Origin of the sequence: Thiohalospira halophila DSM 15071 (assembly GCF_900112605.1) — a bacterium.
GTDB classification, from domain to species: Bacteria; Pseudomonadota; Gammaproteobacteria; order Thiohalospirales; family Thiohalospiraceae; genus Thiohalospira; species Thiohalospira halophila.
In genome coordinates, this window is record NZ_FOMJ01000004.1 from 64,672 (window position 1) to 83,524 (window position 18,853).

General features: G+C 69.3%; 20 protein-coding genes. 16 read left to right on the top strand and 4 right to left on the bottom strand.

The window, feature by feature from the left end; all coding sequences use genetic code 11:
• The 14 genes from rsmG (at window position 1) to glmS (ending at window position 12,740) form a co-directional block, all read left to right on the top strand.
• The gene (gene rsmG, locus BM272_RS07085; RefSeq protein ID WP_093428077.1) at window positions 1–639 is read left to right on the top strand and encodes a 16S rRNA (guanine(527)-N(7))-methyltransferase RsmG; all 639 of its coding nucleotides are present in this window, start codon (window positions 1–3) and stop codon (window positions 637–639) included.
• A 37-nt stretch (window positions 640–676) separates the two neighbouring features.
• A complete protein-coding gene (locus BM272_RS07090) occupies window positions 677–1,462 on the top strand; it encodes a ParA family protein (protein ID WP_093428078.1) in 786 nt (261 codons plus the stop codon).
• Window positions 1,463–1,499: 37 nt separating this feature from the next.
• On the top strand, window positions 1,500–2,378 hold the full coding sequence (locus tag BM272_RS07095; protein ID WP_093428079.1) for a ParB/RepB/Spo0J family partition protein: 879 nt from the start codon (window positions 1,500–1,502) through the stop codon (window positions 2,376–2,378).
• Between the two features lie 112 nt (window positions 2,379–2,490).
• Complete coding sequence (locus BM272_RS07100; RefSeq protein WP_093428080.1) at window positions 2,491–2,886, top strand: ATP synthase subunit I; 396 nt, start codon at window positions 2,491–2,493, stop codon at window positions 2,884–2,886.
• 30 nt (window positions 2,887–2,916) lie between these two features.
• Window positions 2,917–3,714 carry a F0F1 ATP synthase subunit A gene (gene atpB / locus BM272_RS07105; RefSeq protein ID WP_093428081.1) on the top strand — a complete coding sequence of 266 codons (798 nt, stop codon included), beginning with the start codon at window positions 2,917–2,919 and terminating at the stop codon, window positions 3,712–3,714.
• 58 nt (window positions 3,715–3,772) lie between these two features.
• Window positions 3,773–4,027, top strand: a complete 255-nt coding sequence (gene atpE, locus BM272_RS07110) for a F0F1 ATP synthase subunit C (protein WP_093428082.1) — start codon at window positions 3,773–3,775, stop codon at window positions 4,025–4,027.
• Between the two features lie 59 nt (window positions 4,028–4,086).
• Window positions 4,087–4,557: a F0F1 ATP synthase subunit B gene (locus tag BM272_RS07115; protein ID WP_093428083.1), complete on the top strand. Its 471-nt coding sequence runs from the start codon at window positions 4,087–4,089 to the stop codon at window positions 4,555–4,557.
• Window positions 4,558–4,566: 9 nt separating this feature from the next.
• Entirely contained in the window at window positions 4,567–5,103 is a 537-nt protein-coding gene (locus BM272_RS07120; protein WP_093428084.1) for a F0F1 ATP synthase subunit delta, read from the top strand.
• A 27-nt stretch (window positions 5,104–5,130) separates the two neighbouring features.
• Entirely contained in the window at window positions 5,131–6,672 is a 1,542-nt protein-coding gene (atpA, locus tag BM272_RS07125) for a F0F1 ATP synthase subunit alpha (protein WP_093428085.1), read from the top strand.
• Between the two features lie 15 nt (window positions 6,673–6,687).
• Entirely contained in the window at window positions 6,688–7,551 is an 864-nt protein-coding gene (atpG, locus tag BM272_RS07130; protein ID WP_093428086.1) for a F0F1 ATP synthase subunit gamma, read from the top strand.
• A 44-nt stretch (window positions 7,552–7,595) separates the two neighbouring features.
• Window positions 7,596–8,972, top strand: coding sequence for a F0F1 ATP synthase subunit beta (gene atpD / locus BM272_RS07135; RefSeq protein ID WP_093428087.1), 1,377 nt, complete (start codon window positions 7,596–7,598; stop codon window positions 8,970–8,972).
• Window positions 8,973–8,984: 12 nt separating this feature from the next.
• Window positions 8,985–9,407: a F0F1 ATP synthase subunit epsilon gene (locus BM272_RS07140; protein WP_093428088.1), complete on the top strand. Its 423-nt coding sequence runs from the start codon at window positions 8,985–8,987 to the stop codon at window positions 9,405–9,407.
• Between the two features lie 116 nt (window positions 9,408–9,523).
• Entirely contained in the window at window positions 9,524–10,903 is a 1,380-nt protein-coding gene (glmU, locus tag BM272_RS07145; protein WP_093428209.1) for a bifunctional UDP-N-acetylglucosamine diphosphorylase/glucosamine-1-phosphate N-acetyltransferase GlmU, read from the top strand.
• A 4-nt stretch (window positions 10,904–10,907) separates the two neighbouring features.
• Window positions 10,908–12,740 carry a glutamine--fructose-6-phosphate transaminase (isomerizing) gene (gene glmS / locus BM272_RS07150; RefSeq protein ID WP_093428089.1) on the top strand — a complete coding sequence of 611 codons (1,833 nt, stop codon included), beginning with the start codon at window positions 10,908–10,910 and terminating at the stop codon, window positions 12,738–12,740.
• Here the strand turns inward: glmS and BM272_RS07155 are convergent.
• Entirely contained in the window at window positions 12,727–13,008 is a 282-nt protein-coding gene (locus tag BM272_RS07155) for an Hpt domain-containing protein (RefSeq protein WP_093428090.1), read from the bottom strand. The genes glmS and BM272_RS07155 overlap by 14 nt on opposite strands.
• Window positions 13,001–13,363 (bottom strand): response regulator, encoded by a 363-nt coding sequence (locus BM272_RS07160; RefSeq protein WP_093428091.1) that lies wholly within the window; start codon window positions 13,361–13,363, stop codon window positions 13,001–13,003. The genes BM272_RS07155 and BM272_RS07160 overlap by 8 nt, the downstream gene beginning before the upstream one ends.
• Before the next feature lie 90 nt (window positions 13,364–13,453).
• On the opposite strand from BM272_RS07160, the gene uvrD reads away from it, so the two are divergent.
• Together uvrD and BM272_RS07170 are read left to right on the top strand one after the other, a co-directional pair.
• Window positions 13,454–15,616 carry a DNA helicase II gene (gene uvrD, locus BM272_RS07165; protein WP_093428092.1) on the top strand — a complete coding sequence of 721 codons (2,163 nt, stop codon included), beginning with the start codon at window positions 13,454–13,456 and terminating at the stop codon, window positions 15,614–15,616.
• Window positions 15,617–15,639: 23 nt separating this feature from the next.
• Window positions 15,640–16,743: a TRAP transporter substrate-binding protein gene (locus tag BM272_RS07170; protein ID WP_093428093.1), complete on the top strand. Its 1,104-nt coding sequence runs from the start codon at window positions 15,640–15,642 to the stop codon at window positions 16,741–16,743.
• 175 nt (window positions 16,744–16,918) lie between these two features.
• On the opposite strand, the gene BM272_RS07175 is transcribed toward BM272_RS07170, so the two are convergent.
• Both BM272_RS07175 and BM272_RS07180 read right to left on the bottom strand, forming a co-directional pair.
• Window positions 16,919–18,277: a TRAP transporter large permease gene (locus tag BM272_RS07175; RefSeq protein ID WP_093428094.1), complete on the bottom strand. Its 1,359-nt coding sequence runs from the start codon at window positions 18,275–18,277 to the stop codon at window positions 16,919–16,921.
• 3 nt (window positions 18,278–18,280) lie between these two features.
• On the bottom strand, window positions 18,281–18,844 hold the full coding sequence (locus BM272_RS07180; protein ID WP_093428095.1) for a TRAP transporter small permease subunit: 564 nt from the start codon (window positions 18,842–18,844) through the stop codon (window positions 18,281–18,283).
• Window positions 18,845–18,853 lie beyond the last annotated feature (9 nt).

Below are 18,853 nucleotides of genomic sequence, written 5' to 3' on the forward strand. Positions count from 1 at the left end.
ATGTCCAAGGGCCAACCGGCAGGTTACAATAGAGCGGAGGAACTCCGGCGCGGCCTGGCAGCACTGGGGCAGGAACTGCCGGAACTAGCGCAAGAGCGGTTACTTACTTACCTCGACCTGCTGGCGCGCTGGAACCGGGTCCACAACCTGACGGCGGTGCGGGATCCGGAGGCTATGGTGGCCTACCACCTGCTGGACTCCCTGGCCGGTCGGCCCTGGTTGCCAGAGGGGCCGCTGGTGGATCTCGGCACCGGCGCCGGCCTTCCCGGCCTGGTCCTGGCCATCGCCGAGCCGGACCGGCCCGTCACCCTGGTGGACAGCGCCGCCAAGCGGACGCGCTTCCTCCACCAGGTGGTGGGGGCCCTGGGGCTGGAGCGGGTCGAGGTCTTCCAGGCGCGCATGGAGGCCTGGCGACCCGCCGAGCCCGTGGAGGTGGTTACCGCCCGGGCCCTGACCTCCATGCCCGAGCTGGTCGAGCTGGCGGCGCCGCTGCTGACGCCCACCGGCCGCCTGGTGGCGTGGAAGGGCGTCTGGCCGGAGGCCGGGGCCGAGGGGGTCGCCGTGGAGGCGGTCCACCCGGTGACCGTCCCAGGCATCGACGGGGCGCGACATATCGTTGTCGCCCGCCCCGGTGTGTGATACTCAGGCGCTAGCGCCCGGGGAGGGAACGAACGCCGTGACCAAGACCATTGCCGTGACCAATCAGAAGGGCGGGGTGGGCAAGACCACCACCAGCGTCAACCTTGCCGCCTCCCTGGCGGCGACTCACCGGCAGGTCCTGCTCATCGACATGGATCCCCAGGGCAATGCCACCATGGGTTCGGGTGTGGACAAGCGCGCCATCCCGGCCTCTACTTACGATGTCCTGCTGGGCGAGACCGATCTGGCCGAGGCCCTCATCCCCAGCGACGCTGGATATGACCTCCTGCCGGCCAATGCCGATCTCACCGCCGCCGAGGTGGGCCTGCTGGAGACGGATGGTCGCGAACAGCGCCTGCGTACCGCCCTGGCGGCGGCAACGGACTACGACTATATCCTGGTGGACTGCCCGCCGGCCCTGAACATGCTGACGGTGAACGCCCTGGTGGCGGCGGACACCGTCATGATCCCCATGCAGTGCGAGTACTACGCCCTGGAGGGGCTGTCGGCGCTGCTGGATACCATCCGCCGGATCCAGGACCAGCTCAATCCCGACCTCGAGGTGGAGGGGCTGCTGCGGACCATGTTCGACCCGCGCAACCGCCTGGCCACCGACGTGTCGCGCCAGCTCACCGATCACTTCGGCGGCAAGGTCTACCGGACCGTGATCCCGCGCAATGTCCGCCTGGCGGAGGCGCCCAGCCACGGCCTGCCGGTGCTCGCCTACGACAAGGGCTCGCGCGGGGCACAGTCCTACCTGGCCCTGGCCGGCGAGCTGTTGCGCAACGAATCCGCCGGCAAGCCCGATCCGGCGCCGGCCTGAACCCCCAGTCGATCCTTCACGGAGGAACCCCGTTTCCATGAGCGCACGCAAGCGCGGCCTCGGCCGCGGACTCGACGCCCTCCTCTCCGACCCGGACGCCGCCGCGAGCCCCACGGTGGACCGCGCCGCCGGCGACCAGCTGGCGGAGGTCGCGGTGGAGCGGATCCGCCGCGGCCGCTATCAGCCGCGGCGGGACATGGACCCGGATGCCCTGGAGGAACTGGCCCACTCCATCCGCATGCAGGGGGTGGTCCAGCCCATCGTCGTCCGCGCCGTGGACGAGGAGGGGGACATCGATTACGAGATCATCGCCGGCGAGCGGCGCTGGCGGGCCGCGGGGATGGCGGAACTGGCCACCATCCCGGCGGTGATCCGCGAGGTCCCGGACCAGGCCGCCCTGGCCATCGCGCTCATCGAGAATATCCAGCGCGAGGAACTCAACCCCATCGAGGAGGCGCACGCCCTCCACCGCCTCATCGAGGAGTTCGAGCTCACCCACCACCAGGTCGCCGAGGCGGTGGGCCGCTCCCGGGTGGCCGTCACCAATCTCCTGCGCCTCATGGGCCTGGAAGAGGGCGCCCGGGAGCTGGTGGAGATGGGCGCCCTGGAGATGGGTCACGCCCGCGCCCTCCTCGCCCTGGAGGGGGCGGAGCAGGTCCGCGCCGCCCGCGACGTGGCCGAGCGCGAGCTCACCGTGCGCGAGACCGAGAAGCTCGTCCGCCGCCTCCAGGAGGGGGCGACGGAGCCGGCCGAGCCCGCGCGCGAAGACCCCGATGTCCGCCGCCTTCAGGAGGACCTCTCCGAGCGCCTGGGCGCCCCGGTCAAGGTGAGCCAGGGCAAGCAGGGCAAGGGGAAGGTCGAGATCCGCTACAACTCCCTGGACGAACTCGAGGGGATTCTGGCCCATATCAAGTAGGGGCTTTGCCCCGGCCCTTCGTTGACCCCCTGTGGGGGAGTCTTTATACTCCGCGCCTCAATAACGGTCCGGCTCCCGTGCGGCACGGGTCCGGACGGGTCGACAGGGGTCCATGAAGTTCGCAACCACCGTCCTCCAGCGCTCCCTCCTGAGTCTTCTGGGTGTACAGGCAGCGCTGACGGCGGCCGCCGCCGCGGTCTGGGCGTGGCAGGCCGGCCTCGAGCCGGCAATGGCCGCGCTCTACGGTGGCGGCATTACCCTGGCGGCCACCCTGATCAGCGGCTGGCGGCTGCTGCGCGCCACGGAGGCGCTGGGCAGCAGCACCAACCGCGGGCTGGCGGAGCTCTACATCGGCTTCGCCGCCCGCTTCGTACTGGCCCTGGCGCTACTGGCGCTGGGCATGGGGGTCCTGGAACTGGACCCCCTCGGCATACTGACCGGCTTTGCGGTGGCCCAGATGGGTTATCTCTTCAATCGCGTAGAGACCGCGCCGCCGCGGGCCGACTGATTTTCTAAGAAACGAGGGGAGAAAAGCGTCGTGGCCACCGGAACGCCGTCTCCGACCGAGTACATCAATCACCACCTCCACAACCTCCAGGTAGGCGAGGGCTTCTGGACCCTGAAGATCGATACCGTCTTCTTCAGTGTCCTCCTCGCTGCCATCCTGATCTGGATGGGCCGGGCTATCGGCAAGCGCCTGCAGCAGGATACGCCCTCCGGCCTGCAGAACTGGGTCGAGGCCATCGTCGAGTTTGTCGACGGCCAGGTGAGCGACGTCTTCCCCAACCGGGACAAGCTGGTGGGCCCGCTGGCCCTGACCATCTTCATGTGGGTCTTCCTGATGAACTTCATGGACCTCATCCCGGTGGACCTGCTTCCCTGGGTCGCGACCCTGGCCGGTATGGAATACCTCAAGGTCGTGCCGACCACCGAGCTGGATACGACCTTCGCGCTGGCGCTTACCGTCTTCGCGCTCATCATCATCTACAATCTCCGGTCCAAGGGGCTGGTCGGGTATCTCAAGATGTTCCTGACCCACCCCTTCGGCCCCTACCTCTTCCCGGTGAACGTCGTCATGACCGCCATCGAAGAGGTCGCCAAGCCGGTCAGCCTCGCCCTGCGACTCTTCGGCAACCTGTTCGCCGGCGAGCTGCTGTTCCTGCTCATCGCCCTGCTGTCCCTGGGCGGCTTCGGCGCCGCCTGGATCCCGCAGATTGCCCTGGGGACCCTCTGGGCCATCTTCCATATCCTGGTCATCACCCTGCAGGCCTTCATCTTCATGCTGCTGACGGCCGTCTACCTGGGTATGGCGAGCCAGGATCTGGAGCACCACTAGGGCGCCCCGGCGTACCGCGATTTCGAACACCATCCATTCGCATCCAAGGAGAAGTCCCATGAACGAAATCATCGCTTCCACCGCCATCGGTGTCGGCATCATCCTGGCCGCCGCCGGCCTGGGTTCCGCCCTCGGCTGGGGCATGATCTGCTCCAAGTACATCGAGGGCATTGCCCGCCAGCCCGAGATGCGCGCCCAGCTCATGGGTCAGATGCTCTTCACCGGCGGCCTCATGGAGGCCTTCCCGATGATCGTGCTCGGTCTGTCCATGTGGTTCATCTTCGCCAACCCCTTCGTTGCGGCCGTCGGCTGAGGTCGGACGAGACTGCTCGTTGACTCGCCGATAAACCCCCCAGCGGGAGGAGCAACGCCGTGAACGTTACTGCAACGCTATTTGCTCAGATCCTGGTCTTCGCCATCCTGATCTGGTTCGTGAACCGGTATCTTTGGGGACCGTTGACCAATGTGATGGAGCAGCGCCAGAAGCGCATCGCCGATGGCCTGGCTGCCGCCGAAAAGGGGCAGCACGAAAAGGAGCTGGCCGAGCAGCGCGCCAAGGAGGAGCTGGCCCAGGCCAAGGAACAGGCCGCCGAGATCATCGCCCAGGCCCAGAAGCGCTCCAACGAGATCGTGGAAGAGGCCAAGGACTCGGCGCGTGAAGAGGGTGACCGCCTGAAGGCCGCCGCTCAGGCGGAGATCGAGCAGGAGGTCAACCGGGCTCGGGAGCAGCTGCGCAGCCGCGTGGCCGAGCTCTCCACCCAGGGTGCGAGCCGGATCCTCAAGCGCGAGATCGACGCCAGCGCCCACGAGGATCTCATCTCGGACCTCGTCACCGAGATCTAGGGGCAGACCATGGCCGAGAACATCACCATCGCCCGACCCTACGCCGAGGCGCTGCTGGAGCTGGCGCGTGAGAAGGGCGCGCTGGACCAGTGGTCCAGCATGCTCGACCTCATGAGCCAGGTCGCCAGTGCCCCGGAGATGGCGTCGCTGTTCGACAACCCCGGGGTGGAGCCCGACCAGCTCGTCGAGATCATCGGCGAGGTCGGCAAGGACACCCTGGATGACCACGCCCGCAATCTGCTGCGGCTACTCGCCGAACGGGATCGCCTCAGCATCCTCCCGGATATCGCGGCCCTCTATGAGCAGGAGCGCTCCCGCGCCGAGGGTGAGGTCGAGGCCGAGGTGGTGTCGGCCCGGCCGCTGGACGAGGCCCAGCAGGCGAAGCTCGCCGAGGCCCTCAAGAAGCGGCTCGGCCGTGAGGTGCGGCTGACCTGCCGGACCGACGAGGAGCTGCTGGGCGGCGCCGTGGTCCGGGCCGGCGACCTGGTCATCGACGGCTCGGCAGTGGGGCGCCTGGAGCGGCTCGCCGGGTCCCTGCGGCAGTAACCGGACCGAATCGAGAGGAATGCAAGCATGCAACTGAATCCTTCCGAGATCAGCGATCTCATCAAGAAGCGGATCGAGAACTTCGAATCCGTCTCGGAGGCGCGTACCGAGGGTACCGTGGTCAGCCTCTCCGACGGCATCGCCCGCCTCCACGGCCTGGCCGACATCATGTCCGGCGAGGTCCTGGAGTTCCCGGGGGAGACCTTCGGTATGGCCCTCAATCTGGAGCGGGACTCCGTCGGTGCCGTTATCCTCGGCCCGTTCGAGCACATCGCCGAGGGCGACACCGTCAAGGCGACCGGCCGCATCCTCGATGTGCCGGTGGGCGAGAACCTCCTCGGTCGCGTAGTCAACTCCCTGGGCCAGCCCGTGGACGGCAAAGGCCCGGTGGAGGCCGCCAGCCACGAGCCCATCGAGAAGATCGCCCCCGGCGTCATCTCGCGCCAGGGTGTGGACCAGCCGATGCAGACCGGCCTCAAGGCCATCGACGCCATGGTGCCGGTGGGCCGCGGCCAGCGTGAGCTCATTATCGGCGACCGCCAGACCGGCAAGACTGCCGTCGGCGTCGACGCCATCATCAATCAGAAGGGCACCGGCGTTAAGTGCATCTACGTCGCCGTGGGCCAGAAGGCCTCCTCGGTGGCCAACGTGGTGAGCAAGCTCGAAGAGCACGGCGCCATGGAGCACACCATCGTGGTCGCCGCCACCGCCGCCGACCCGGCCTCCATGCAGTACATCGCCCCGTATGCCGGTTGCGCCATGGGCGAGTACTTCCGGGACCGGGGCGAGGATGCCCTCATCATCTATGACGACCTCACCAAGCAGGCGTGGGCCTATCGCCAGGTCTCCCTGCTGCTGCGCCGTCCCCCGGGCCGCGAGGCCTATCCGGGTGATGTGTTCTACCTGCACTCCCGGCTTCTCGAGCGCGCGGCGCGGGTCAACGAGGACTTCGTCGAGCAGAAGACCAACGGCGAGGTGAAGGGCAAGACGGGTTCCCTGACCGCCCTGCCCATCATCGAGACCCAGGCCGGCGACGTCTCTGCCTTCGTTCCGACCAACGTGATCTCCATCACCGACGGTCAGATCTTCCTGGAGAGCGACCTCTTCAACTCGGGCATCCGTCCGGCCATCAACGCCGGCCTGTCGGTTTCCCGGGTGGGTGGCTCCGCTCAGACCAAGATCATCAAGAAGTTCGGTGGTGGCATCCGGCTGGCCCTGGCGCAGTACCGCGAGCTCGCGGCCTTCGCCCAGTTCGCCTCGGACCTGGACCAGCACACCCGCAAGCAGCTCGAGCGCGGTGAGCGCGTCATGGAGCTGATGAAGCAGAACCAGTACAAGCCGCTGGGTGTCGGGCTGATGGCCTTCTCGCTGTTCGCGGCCAACGAGGGCTATCTGGACGACCTGGAGACCAAAAAGGTCGTGGACTTCGAGGCCGCCCTGCACGACTACGCGAAGTCGCAGCATGCCGACCTGGTCGCGAAGCTGGACGAGACCGGCAAGTACGACGATGAGGTCGACGCGGCCCTGCGCAAGGCCCTCGACGACTTCAAGGCCAACCACGCTTGGTAACCCGGGGGCAGACCGATGGCGGGCGCTAAGGAGATACGGACTCAGATCAAGTCCATCCAGAATACCCAGAAGATCACCAAGGCCATGGAGATGGTGGCCGCCTCCAAGATGCGCAAGGCGCAGGATCGGATGGAGGCGACCCGCCCCTACTCCGACAAGATGCGGCAGGTGATCGGGCATCTGGCCAACGCCCATCCCGAGTATCGCCATCCGTTCCTCGAGGAGCGGGAAGAGGTGAAGCGGGCCGGCTATATTACCGTGACCACGGATCGCGGCCTTTGCGGCGGCCTCAATGTCAATCTCTTCCGCAAGACCGTGAAGGACCTGCGGGAGTGGGACGAGAAGGGCATCGGCCTCGACCACGCCGTGATCGGCAGCAAGGGGCTGCAGTTCTACAACCGGCTCGGCGCCAACATCGTCGCCGAGGCCACCGGGCTGGGCGACAAGCCGGGGCTCTCCGACATCATCGGCACCGTGAAGGTGATGCTGGATGCCTACAACGAGGGCCGGATCGACCGGCTCTATCTGGCGCAGAACCGGTTCGTGAACACCATGACCCAGCAGCCGGAGATCATCCAGCTGCTGCCGTTGCCGCCGGCCGAGGACGAGGAGCTCCAGCACCACTGGGACTACCTCTACGAGCCGGACGCGGCCACGGTTCTGGACGATCTGCTGACCCGCTACATCGAATCGCAGGTCTTCCAGGCGGTGGTGGAGAACGTCGCGTCGGAGATGGCCTCCCGGATGGTCGCCATGAAGGCCGCCTCGGACAACGCCGGGGACATCATCAACGACCTGCAGCTGGCCTACAACAAGGCCCGCCAGGCCGCCATTACGCAGGAGCTCTCCGAGATCGTCGCCGGCGCCGCCGCGGTCTGACCGCCGGGCCACCGAATCGGAGCGGAATTCAAGGGGTACCCAACATGAGTACTGGTAAGGTCGTACAAATCATCGGCGCCGTGGTCGACATCGAGTTCGAGCGCGGCTCCGTCCCGAAGGTCTTCGACGCCCTCAAGCTGGCGGAGACCGGGCTGACCCTCGAGGTCCAGCAGCAGCTCGGTGACGGTGTGGTCCGCACCATCGCCCTGGGCACCACCGAGGGCCTCAAGCGCGGCATGGAAGTGACCAACACCGGCGAGGCCATCCAGGTCCCGGTCGGGACCGGCACGCTGGGCCGCGTCATGGACGTCCTGGGCGAGCCCGTGGACGAGGAAGGCCCGGTGGAGGCCCAGGAGCGCTGGGGCATCCACCGCGAGCCGCCGGCTTACGACGAGCAGTCCGGTTCCACCGAGCTGCTGGAGACCGGCATCAAGGTCATCGACCTCCTCTGCCCCTTCGCCAAGGGCGGCAAGGTCGGCCTCTTCGGGGGCGCCGGCGTGGGCAAGACCGTCAACATGATGGAGCTCATCCGCAACATCGCCATTGAGCACTCCGGCTACTCCGTCTTCGCCGGCGTCGGCGAGCGGACCCGCGAGGGCAACGACTTCTACCACGAGATGAAGGAGTCCAACGTCCTCGACAAGGTGGCGCTGGTCTACGGCCAGATGAACGAGCCGCCGGGCAACCGCCTGCGCGTGGCGCTGACCGGCCTGACCATGGCGGAGTACTTCCGTGACGAGGGCCGTGACGTGCTGATGTTCATCGACAACATCTACCGTTACACCCTCGCCGGCACCGAGGTCTCGGCCCTTCTCGGCCGCATGCCCTCCGCGGTGGGCTACCAGCCGACCCTGGCGGAGGAGATGGGCATGCTCCAGGAGCGCATCACCTCCACCCAGAAGGGTTCCATTACCTCCGTGCAGGCGGTCTACGTCCCGGCGGACGACCTCACCGACCCGGCCCCGGCCACGGTGTTCGCCCACCTGGACGCCACCGTCGTGCTCTCCCGCCAGATCGCGGAGCTGGGCATCTACCCGGCGGTGGACCCGCTGGACTCCACCAGCCGTCAGCTCGACCCGCAGGTGGTGGGCCAGGAGCACTACGATACCGCCCGCGAGGTGCAGAACGTCCTGCAGCGGTACAAGGAGCTCAAGGACATCATCGCCATCCTCGGCATGGACGAGCTCTCCGAGGATGACAAGCTGGCGGTGTCCCGGGCGCGCAAGATCCAGCGCTACCTCTCCCAGCCCTTCTTCGTGGCGGAGGTCTTCACCGGCGCGCCCGGGAAGTACGTCTCCCTCGCCGAGAGCATCCGGGGCTTCAAGGGCATCGTCGAGGGCGAGCACGACGATCTGCCCGAGCAGGCCTTCTACATGGTGGGCTCCATCGACGAGGCCATCGAGAAGGCCAAGAACCTCTAAGGGAGGCCGGAAATGGCCATGACCATGCACGTCGACATCGTCAGCGCCGAGGAATCCATCTACGCCGGTACGGTGGAGATGGTGACGGCGCCAGCAGACGGGGGGGACGTCGGCATCATGCCGCGCCACACCCCGCTGCTCACGCGGCTGCGGCCGGGCGAGGTCACCGTGGAGAAGGGGGGCGAAAAGCAGGCCTTCTTCGTCTCCGGCGGTGTCCTCGAGGTCCAGCCGCACGTCACCACCGTCCTGGCCGATTCGGCCGTCCGGGCCCGCGACCTCGACGAGGCCGAGGCCCAGAAGGCGAAGGATCGGGCCGAACGGGCCATGGCGGATCAGAAGGCGGAGCTGGACTACGCCTCGGCCCAGGCCGAACTGGCCGAAGCGGTGGCGAAGCTCCAGACCATTCAACGGCTGCGGCAGCGCACCGGCATCTAGACGCGTATGCTGCAAGCAGATGGTCAGAACAAGGGCAGGTAACTGCCCTTGTTCTGTTTCCGGCCCCCGGAAATATTGCCCTCATCCCTCCGCTGGATTACAAACGCGGTATGACCATGTCCCAGAAGCTCTCCGTAATCATTCTCGCTGCTGGCCAGGGTACCCGCATGCGGTCATCCTTGCCCAAGGTCCTCCACCCGGTGGGGCCGGCCTCCATGCTGGGCCATGCCATCGATGCTGCCGCCGGCCTGGATCCGGTCGGGATCCATGTCGTCCACGGCCACGGCGGGGAGGCGGTCCGGGAGGCCTTTGAAGGGCGCGATATCAGCTGGGTCGAACAGGCCGAACAGCTGGGGACCGGCCATGCAGTCGGTTGCGCCCTGCCCGGGATCCCGGATGACCACACCGTCCTGGTCCTCTACGGCGACGTGCCCCTGGTAACGGCGGCGACCCTGGAGCGGCTGGCCGGCGCGGCGGAGGGGCGGCTCGCCGTGCTCACCACCCAGCTCGCCCACCCCGGCGGCTACGGGCGGATCCTGCGGGATGACCACGGTGCGGTGGTCGGGGTCGTGGAGGAGAAGGACGCCACGGAGACCCAGCGCGCCATCGGTGAGGTGAATACCGGCATGCTGGCCGGTCCGGCGGAGGCTCTCCGTCGTTGGCTCGCGGCGACCTCCCGGGACAACGCCCAGGGGGAGTACTACCTCACCGACGTGGTGGCGCTGGCTGCCGACGAGGGCCAGGCAGCGGCCGGGATCGTCACCCACGACCCGGACGAGGTGGCCGGGGTGAACAACCGGGTCCAGCTCGCGGCTGCCGAGGCGGCCTACCGGCGGCGGCGGGCCGAAGCCCTGATGCTTGCCGGGGTGACGCTGCGCGACCCCGCGCGGGTCGACATCCGGGGCGAGGTGACCACCCCGGGCGATGTCGAGATCGATATCGATGTTGTCCTCGAGGGAGAGGTGGCGCTGGGCCGGGATGTCTACATCGGGCCGGGGGCGGTGCTGCGGAACTGCCGTCTGGGCGATGGCGTTCGAGTCGAGCCCCATACCATTATCGAGGGGGCCAGCCTGGGGGCCGGGGCCAGTGTCGGCCCCTTCGCCCGCATCCGCCCGGGCAGCGAACTGGCCGAGGGCGCAAAAGTGGGCAACTTTGTCGAGACCAAGGCCAGCCGAATCGGGCGCGGCTCCAAGGTGAACCACCTCGCCTACATCGGGGATACCGAGATGGGGGCGGGAGTGAATATTGGCGCCGGGACGATTACCTGCAACTACGACGGCGCCCACAAGCACACCACCACCATCGGCGACGACGCCTTCATCGGGTCGGACTGCCAGCTAGTGGCACCGGTCACCATCGGTGCCGGAGCGACCCTGGGTGCAGGGACCACCCTGACCCGGGATGCCCCGGCCGGGCAGCTCACCATTACGCGGGTGCGCCAGCGGACCATCGAGGACTGGCGCCGCCCTTGCAAGGACGACGGCCGGGAGGGCTGAATCGATGTGCGGGATCGTGGGTGCGGTAGCGGAGCGTGATGTGGTCTCCATCCTCATGGAGGGGCTCCGTAGGCTGGAATATCGCGGCTACGACTCCGCCGGGCTGGTCGCCCTGGACCGGGAGCACGGCCTGGGCCGGCGGCGGGCCGTGGGCAAGGTCGCCGCCCTGGCCGAGCGTCTGGAGGACGAGCCCCTCACCGGTCATGTCGGGATTGCCCATACCCGCTGGGCGACCCACGGCGCCCCCTCCGAGGCCAACGCCCACCCGCATATCTGCGAGGGCCGGGTGGCGGTGGTCCACAACGGCATCATCGAGAACCACGCCGAACTCCGCCGGCAGCAGGAGGTGGACGGCTACCGGTTTACCTCCCAGACCGATACCGAGGTCATCGCCCACCAGGTCCATCGCCACCTGGCGGTCTGCAACGACCTGGCCGAGGCGGTCCGTCGGACTACGGCGGACCTGGAGGGCGCCTACGCCCTGGGGGTGGTCAGCGCCGACGAGCCCGGCCGCCTGGTGGCCGCGCGGCGCGGCAGCCCCCTGGTCATCGGTGTCGGTATCGGCGAGCACTTCATCGCCTCCGACGTCGCCGCCCTGCTCCCGGTGACCCGCCGCTTCGTCTACCTCGAGGAGGGCGACCTCGCGGATATCACCCGGGAGGCCTATCGCCTCTTCGATGTCGAGGGCCAAGGGGTGAGCCGGCCGGAGCAGGAGTCGTCGCTGACCCCTGGTGCCGTGGAGCGCGGCAACTACCGCCACTTCATGCTCAAGGAGATCTTCGAACAGCCCCGGGCGGTGGCCGACACCCTGGAGGGCCGCCTGGCCGGCGGCCGGGTGCTGGAGGAGGCCTTCGGCTACGGCGCGGCGGAGGTCCTCGACGGCGTGCGCGAGGTCCAGATCCTCGCCTGCGGTACCAGCTACCACGCCGGCATGGTCGCCCGGTACTGGCTGGAGGCGGTGGCCGGCGTGCCCTGCAGCGTGGAGGTAGCCAACGAGTTCCGCTACCGGCGGCCGGTGGTCCGGCCGGACACCCTGGTGGTGACCATCTCCCAGTCCGGGGAGACCGCCGACACCCTCGCCGCCCTGCGGGACATCAAGGCGCGGGTGGGAAGCCGGGCGCTGGCCATCTGCAACGTCCCGGAGAGCTCCCTGGTACGGGAGTCGGAGCTGGTGCTCATGACCCGGGCGGGCCCGGAGATCGGCGTCGCCTCCACCAAGGCCTTCACCACCCAGCTCACCGCCCTGCTCCTGCTGACCCTTGCCCTCGCCCGGCGCAACGGGCTACCGGCCGAGCGCGAGGCGGAGTACGTCGCCGCGCTGGAGGAGCTGCCGCGCCGGATCGAGCGGGCCCTGGAGCTCAACGACGCCATCGATGCCCTGGCCGCCGATTTCGCGGACAAGCACCACTCCCTCTTCCTGGGTCGCGGGCCGCTCTACCCGGTGGCCATGGAGGGGGCGCTGAAGCTCAAGGAGATCTCCTACATCCACGCCGAGGCCTACCCCGCCGGAGAGCTCAAGCACGGGCCCCTGGCCCTGGTGGACGGCGAGATGCCGGTCATTGCCATCGCCCCCAACGACGACCTGCTGGAGAAGCTCAAGTCCAACCTCCAGGAGGTCCGCGCCCGGGGCGGCCGGCTGGTGGTCTTCGCCGATACCGCCGCCGGCATGGATGATGGTGAGGGGGTGCGGACCTTCCCCCTGGAGCACAGCCACGAACTCATCGCCCCGGTGGTCTACACCGTGCCGCTGCAGCTGCTCGCCTACCACGTGGCGGTGATCAAGGGCACCGACGTGGATCAGCCGCGCAACCTGGCCAAGTCGGTCACGGTGGAGTGATCGCGGCCCGCAGATCCTGCAGCGCCGCGGCGACGGCATCGGCGTCGCCCTCCCGGGCCGCCCGTTCCAGCGCCCCCGCCGTCCGGCTCAACGCCTCCAGGCCGTAGGAGGCCCCGGAGCCCTTGAGTCGGTGGGCCTCGGCCCGGATCTCCCCTCGCGCGCCCTCCTCCCCAGCGGCCAGTCGGCGGGCTGCCTCCTCCAGCGCCGCTACCCGTCCGGGCAGGCGTGCCCGGTAGTCGGCCACCAGCGCCTCCAGCCGCTCACTCATGGCCGGCCAGGTCCCGGAGCCGGTCGGCGAGCCCCATGGGGTCGAAGGGCTTGTCGATGATCCCGAGCACCCCCGGGCCGCTCAGGCGGTCGGTATCGCCGGTATTGGCGGTGAGGTAGACCGCCCGCAGCCCCTCCAGGCCCGGGACCTCGCGCAGGGCCGCCAGGGTGCCGGGGCCATCGCCGTCGGGGAGCATGTCATCGAGAACCGCGAGGTCCGGCGCCGCCTCCCGGGCGACCTCCACCCCGGAACGGCCATCGGCAGCCACGGTGACCGCCAGGCCGCCGACCTCTTCCAGGGCCATGCGGGCGATGGCGGCGATGTCCGGGTCGTCCTCCACCAGAAGGATGTGCATGCGCGTTTCGACGGGCCTCGGCAGGGTTGGCCGACCATTCTCGTCCGCCACCGGCGTGGCGGCAAGGCCGTTCTCCGGTATCATGCCGGCATGGATGTAACCGCCCTACTCGACCCCCTCAACGACGCCCAGCGCGAGGCCGTGGGCGGCCCCCCGGGACATACCCTGGTGGTGGCCGGCGCCGGCAGCGGCAAGACCCGGGTGCTGGTCCACCGCATCGCCTGGCTCATCCAGGCGGAAGGGGTGAGCCCCTTCGGGATCCTGGCCGTCACCTTCACCAACAAGGCCGCCGGCGAGATGCGCGAGCGCATCGAGGCGCTGGTGGGCCTGCCGGCCACCGGGATGTGGGTGGGGACCTTCCACGGCCTCGCTCACCGCCTGCTACGCCAGCACCACGCCGAGGCGGACCTGCCGAAGAACTTCCAGATCCTGGATTCCGCCGACCAGCAGCGGCTGGTCAAGCGCGTCCTCCAGGAGCAGGGGCTGGACGAGTCCAGCTGGCCCGTCCGCCAGGTCCAGGGCTTCATCAACGCCCGTAAGGACGATGGCCAGCGCCCGGCGGATATCGACCACCGCGGCGACCCCTACCACCGCACCCTCCTGGAGCTCTACCGCGCCTACGAGGAGGCCTGCCGGCGCGCCGGCGTGGTGGACTTCGCCGAGCTGCTGCTGCGTGCCTGGGAGCTCTGGCGCGACAACCCGGGGATCCTCGACCACTACCGGCGCCGCTTTCGCCACATCCTGGTGGACGAGTTCCAGGACACCAACGCCATCCAGTACGCCTGGCTGCGGCTGCTCGCCGGCGACTCCGGCACCGTCTTCGCGGTGGGCGACGACGACCAGTCCATCTACGGCTGGCGCGGCGCCCGGGTGGAGAACATCCGCCGCTACAGCCAGGAGTTCCCGGACGTGGTCACCGTCCGCCTGGAGCAGAACTACCGCTCCACCGGCCATATCCTGGGCGCCTCCAACCAGCTCATCGCCCGCAATCCCGAGCGGCTGGGCAAGGAGCTGTGGACGGAGACCGGCCACGGCGAGCCGGTGCGGATCTACGACGCCTTCAACGAGAACGAGGAGGCGCGCTTCATCGGCCGCCGGATCCAGCAGTGGGTAGAGGGCGGCGGCCGCCGGGACGAGTGCGCCATCCTCTATCGCTCCAACGCCCTCTCCCGGGTGCTGGAGGAGGTCCTGGTCCACAGCGGGATCCCCTACCGCATCCACGGCGGGCCGCGCTTCTTCGAACGGGCCGAGATCAAGGACCTGCTCGCCTATCTGCGCCTGGTGGCCAGTCGCGACGACGACCCCTCCTTCGAGCGGGTGGTGAACACCCCCAGCCGCGGGATCGGCGAGCGCACCGTGGACAACCTGCGCCAGATCGCCCGGGAACGCGGCCTCACCCTCTGGGCCACGGCCTGGGAGGCCGCCGGCAACGGGCAGTTGGGCGCCCGGGCCACCAAGGCCATCCAGCGCTTCCTCACCACCATCGAGGAGCTGGAGCAGGCCATCGACGGCCTCTCCCTCGCCGAGCAGGTGGAGACCGCCCGCCAGCACAGCGGCCTGGCCGATCACTACCTGCAGAAGGAGAAGGGCGAGCGCGGCCAGGCCCGGGTGGACAACCTGGACGAGCTGGTCAGCGCCGCCCGCGCCTTCGAACTGGACCCCGGGGACGTGGACACCGAAGACCTGCTGGGCGCCTTCCTCACCCATGCCTCCCTGGAGGCCGGCGAGGCCCAGGCCGCCGCCGGGGAGGACTGCGTCCACCTCATGACCCTCCACGGCGCCAAGGGGCTGGAGTTCCCGCTGGTCTTCATCGCCGGCATGGAGGAGGGGCTCTTCCCCCACCGCATGGCGCTGGAGGACGGTAACCGTCTGGAGGAAGAGCGGCGCCTCTGCTACGTCGGCATGACCCGCGCCATGTCCGAACTCTACCTCACTCGGGCCGAGAGCCGCCGCCTCCACGGCCGCGAGGGCCATACCCGGCCGTCGCGCTTTCTCACCGAGCTGCCGGAGGAGCACGTGGAGTCGGTGCGCCCGGGGCGCGCCCCCAGCGCCCCGGCGGCCGCACCCGCGCCGGACACCGAGGTGGGCGAGGGCGTGACCCTGGGCCAGCGCGTCCACCATCCCACCTTCGGCGAGGGGGTGATCATCGACTGCGAGGGCGATGGCCCCCGGGCGCGCCTGCACGTGAACTTCGACGACGCCGGCCTGAAGTGGCTGGTGGCCAGCCATGCCAACCTCACCCCGGCGGGGTGAGTGACCACCAACGGAGAGGCACCATGGATCGACGCGCATTCGTCCGCAATCTCGGGATCTCGGCCCTGGCCGGCGGCGGTCTCGCCGCCTGCGGCCGGGAGGAGCAGGGCAGCGCCGCCCCCGCGGCGCAGACCCGGCAGACCCACGAGTGGCGCATGGTCACTACCTGGCCGGAGAACTTCCCCGGCATGGGGACCGGGGCCGAACACCTGGCGCGCCGGATCCAGGAGATGAGCGGTGGCCGCATCCAGGTGACCGTCTACGCCGCCGGGGAGCTGGTCCCCGCCTTCGAGATCTTCGAGGCGGTCTCGAATAATACCGCCCAGATGGGCCACGGCGCCGCCTACTACTGGAAGGGCAAGAGCGAGGCGGCCCAGTTCTTCTCCGCCGTCCCCTTCGGCTTCACCGCCCAGGAGATGAACGCCTGGCTCTACCACGGCGGCGGCATGGAGCTCTGGGAGGAGACCTACGCTCCCTTTGGCCTCGTCCCCATGGCGGCGGCGAACACCGGCGTCCAGATGGCCGGCTGGTTCAACCACCCCATCAACGACCTCTCCGACCTGAAGGGACTGAAGATGCGGATCCCCGGCCTCGGCGGCGAGGTCCTGGAGCGGGTGGGCGGCAGCCCGGTGAACCTCCCCGGCGGCGAGATCTTCACCGCCCTGCAGAGCGGGACCATCGACGCCACCGAATGGGTCGGCCCCTGGAACGACCTCGCCTTCGGCCTGCACAAGGCCGCCGACTACTACTACTACCCCGGCTGGCACGAGCCGGGGACCACCCTGGAGGCCTTCGTGAACCAGGAGGCCTTCGCGGCGCTCTCCGACGACCTCAAGGCCATCGTCCGCGCCGCCTGCCAGGCGGCCAACCTGGATCTGCTCTCCGAGTTCACCGCGCGCAACCATCAGGCCCTGGAGACCCTGCGCGACGAGGGGGTGGATATCCGGCGCCTGCCCGACGACGCCCTGACGGCGCTGCGGCAGACCAGCGAGGAGGTGGTGGGGGATATCGCCGCCGCCAGCGACCTCGCCGGCCGGATCCACGACTCCTACCGCCAGTTCCGGGACCGGGTGGTGGCCTGGCACGACGTCTCCGAGCGCGCCTACCTCAACGCCCGTTCCGGCTGAGGCGCCCGGGGCCTCAAAGACCCTTCCTGAACAGGCCCGGCGGACGGCCCGGCACCCTGCTGCCAGGTCGTCGGCAGCAGGGATGCTGCCGTCGAGCCGACAGGGATGTCTTCACGGCGTACCTGGCAGCAGGGTGCCGGGCCGTCCGTCCCCTCTGGATTCCCGGGGCGGCGCCTCAGCCGTAGATCTGCTCCGGGAGCCAGGTAGCCAGCTCCGGCCAGCCGGCGAGGATAGCCAGGGCAACGAGCTGCAGGGCGATGAAGGGCAGCGCCCCGCGGTAGAGGGCGCCGGTGGGCACCGACTCCGGCGCCACCCCGCGCAGGTAGAACAGGGCGAAGCCGAAGGGCGGCGTGAGGAACGAGGTCTGCAGGTTCATGGCGATGAGGACCCCCAGCCAGACCGGGTCCACGCCCATCATGAGCAGGGCCGGCGCCACCACCGGGACCACCACGTAGGTGATCTCGATGAAATCCAGGATGAAGCCCAGCAGGAACATCACCACCATCACCAGCAGCACTGCCGTGGCCGTGCCGCCGGGGAGGTTGGTGAGGAAGGACTCCACCGCCTCGTCACCGCCCAGCCCCCGGAAGACCAGGGAGAAGACCGAGGCGGCGATGAAGATGAGGAAGACCATGGCGGTCACCTGCAGGGTGGAGCGTGCCGATCCCCGAAGGAGCTCGACCCCCAGCCGCCGCCGCGCCGCCGCCAGGATCAGCGCCCCGATGGCGCCTACCCCGGCCGCCTCGGTGGGGGTGGCGATGCCGCCGAGGATGGAGCCCAGGACGGCCACGATGAGCGCCAGCGGCGGCACCAGGACCCGTAGCACCCGGCCGATCCCCGGTCGCGCCTCGGAACCGGCGGCGGGCACCCGCTCCGGCCGGCGCCACGCCAGCCACAGCACATAGCCGATATAGAGCCCCACCAGCAGCAGCCCCGGCAGCAGCGCGCCGGCGAACAGATCACCCACCGAGACCGTGTCGGGGCTGTAGTTGCCCTGGGCGAGCTGAGCCTTCTGGTAGGCCGAGCCCAGCACGTCCCCCAGCAGGACCAGGATGATGGAGGGCGGCAGGATCTGGCCCAGGGTGCCCGAGGCGCAGATGGTGCCGGTGGCGGTGCGCGGGTCGTGGCCGCGGTCGAGCATGGTGGGCAGGGCCAGCAGCCCCATGGTCACCACCGTGGCGCCGATGATGCCGGTGCTCGCCCCCATGAGCGCCCCCACCAGGACTACCGCGATGGCCATGCCGCCGCGCAGGTTGCCGAACAATCCCGCCATGGTGTCCAGCAGGTCCTCGGCCAGGCGCGAGCGCTCCAGCACCACCCCCATGAAGACGAACAGCGGCACCGCCATGAGGGTCTGGTTGGTCATCACCCCGTAGATCCGGCTGGGCAGGGTATCCAGCAGGACGGGGTCGAAGTGGCCGGTGAGCGTGGCGATGCCGGCCACCAGCAGCGCCCCGCCGCCCAGGGCGAAGGCCACCGGGTAGCCGGTGAGCAGGATGGCGGCCACCGCCGCGAAGAGGACCAGCGCACCCACGGCCTACAGCTCCCGCGGTGCCGGTTCGGCATCCGCCATCCGGCCGCCGGCCAGCAGGATGGCGCTGCGCAGGGCCAGGGCGGCCCCCTGCAGCAGCATCAGCAGCGCCATGGCGGGGATGGCCGATTTCAGGAGGAAGACCAGGGGCAGCCCGCCGGGTTCCGGGGAGCCCTCCAGCCGCGCCCAGCTACCGGCGGCGTAGCCCCAGGAGGCGATCAGGATGAAGCCCATGAGCGGCAGCAGCAGGAGCAGCGTCCCGCCCATTTCGACGGCGGCCCGGCCGCGCGGGGAGAGGCGGCGGTAGAAGATGTCCACGCGGACGTGGCCGTCGTGGCGCAGGGTGTAGGCGACCCCGAGCATGAAGGCGAAGGCGTGGAGGTAGAGGGCGGCCTCCTGCAGGGCGATGGAGCCGATATCGAAGCCGTAGCGCAGCGCCACCACCAGGACGACCACGCCCACCAGGGCCACCAGCAGCCAGGCCACGGCCCGGCCCACGGCCTCGTTCACCGCCTCCAGGGCGGCGACCAGCCGCTCCGCCCGCGGGAAGTGTCGCCTCTCGCCGGTCATCGTGCCCCC

Excerpts from the sequence above, each read along its gene's own strand:
- atpE (WP_093428082.1), top strand. The coding sequence starts at position 3,773 with ATGAACGAAATCATCGCTTCCACCGCCATCGGTGTCGGCATCATCCTG.
- BM272_RS07100 (WP_093428080.1), top strand. The coding sequence starts at position 2,491 with ATGAAGTTCGCAACCACCGTCCTCCAGCGCTCCCTCCTGAGTCTTCTG.
- atpG (WP_093428086.1), top strand. The coding sequence starts at position 6,688 with ATGGCGGGCGCTAAGGAGATACGGACTCAGATCAAGTCCATCCAGAAT.
- BM272_RS07180 (WP_093428095.1), bottom strand. The coding sequence starts at position 18,844 with ATGACCGGCGAGAGGCGACACTTCCCGCGGGCGGAGCGGCTGGTCGCC.
- glmU (WP_093428209.1), top strand. The coding sequence starts at position 9,524 with ATGTCCCAGAAGCTCTCCGTAATCATTCTCGCTGCTGGCCAGGGTACC.
- atpD (WP_093428087.1), top strand. The coding sequence starts at position 7,596 with ATGAGTACTGGTAAGGTCGTACAAATCATCGGCGCCGTGGTCGACATC.
- rsmG (WP_093428077.1), top strand. The coding sequence starts at position 1 with ATGTCCAAGGGCCAACCGGCAGGTTACAATAGAGCGGAGGAACTCCGG.
- atpA (WP_093428085.1), top strand. The coding sequence starts at position 5,131 with ATGCAACTGAATCCTTCCGAGATCAGCGATCTCATCAAGAAGCGGATC.
- BM272_RS07160 (WP_093428091.1), bottom strand. The coding sequence starts at position 13,363 with ATGCACATCCTTCTGGTGGAGGACGACCCGGACATCGCCGCCATCGCC.
- BM272_RS07170 (WP_093428093.1), top strand. The coding sequence starts at position 15,640 with ATGGATCGACGCGCATTCGTCCGCAATCTCGGGATCTCGGCCCTGGCC.
- BM272_RS07155 (WP_093428090.1), bottom strand. The coding sequence starts at position 13,008 with ATGAGTGAGCGGCTGGAGGCGCTGGTGGCCGACTACCGGGCACGCCTG.
- BM272_RS07120 (WP_093428084.1), top strand. The coding sequence starts at position 4,567 with ATGGCCGAGAACATCACCATCGCCCGACCCTACGCCGAGGCGCTGCTG.
- glmS (WP_093428089.1), top strand. The coding sequence starts at position 10,908 with ATGTGCGGGATCGTGGGTGCGGTAGCGGAGCGTGATGTGGTCTCCATC.
- uvrD (WP_093428092.1), top strand. The coding sequence starts at position 13,454 with ATGGATGTAACCGCCCTACTCGACCCCCTCAACGACGCCCAGCGCGAG.
- BM272_RS07140 (WP_093428088.1), top strand. The coding sequence starts at position 8,985 with ATGGCCATGACCATGCACGTCGACATCGTCAGCGCCGAGGAATCCATC.
- BM272_RS07095 (WP_093428079.1), top strand. The coding sequence starts at position 1,500 with ATGAGCGCACGCAAGCGCGGCCTCGGCCGCGGACTCGACGCCCTCCTC.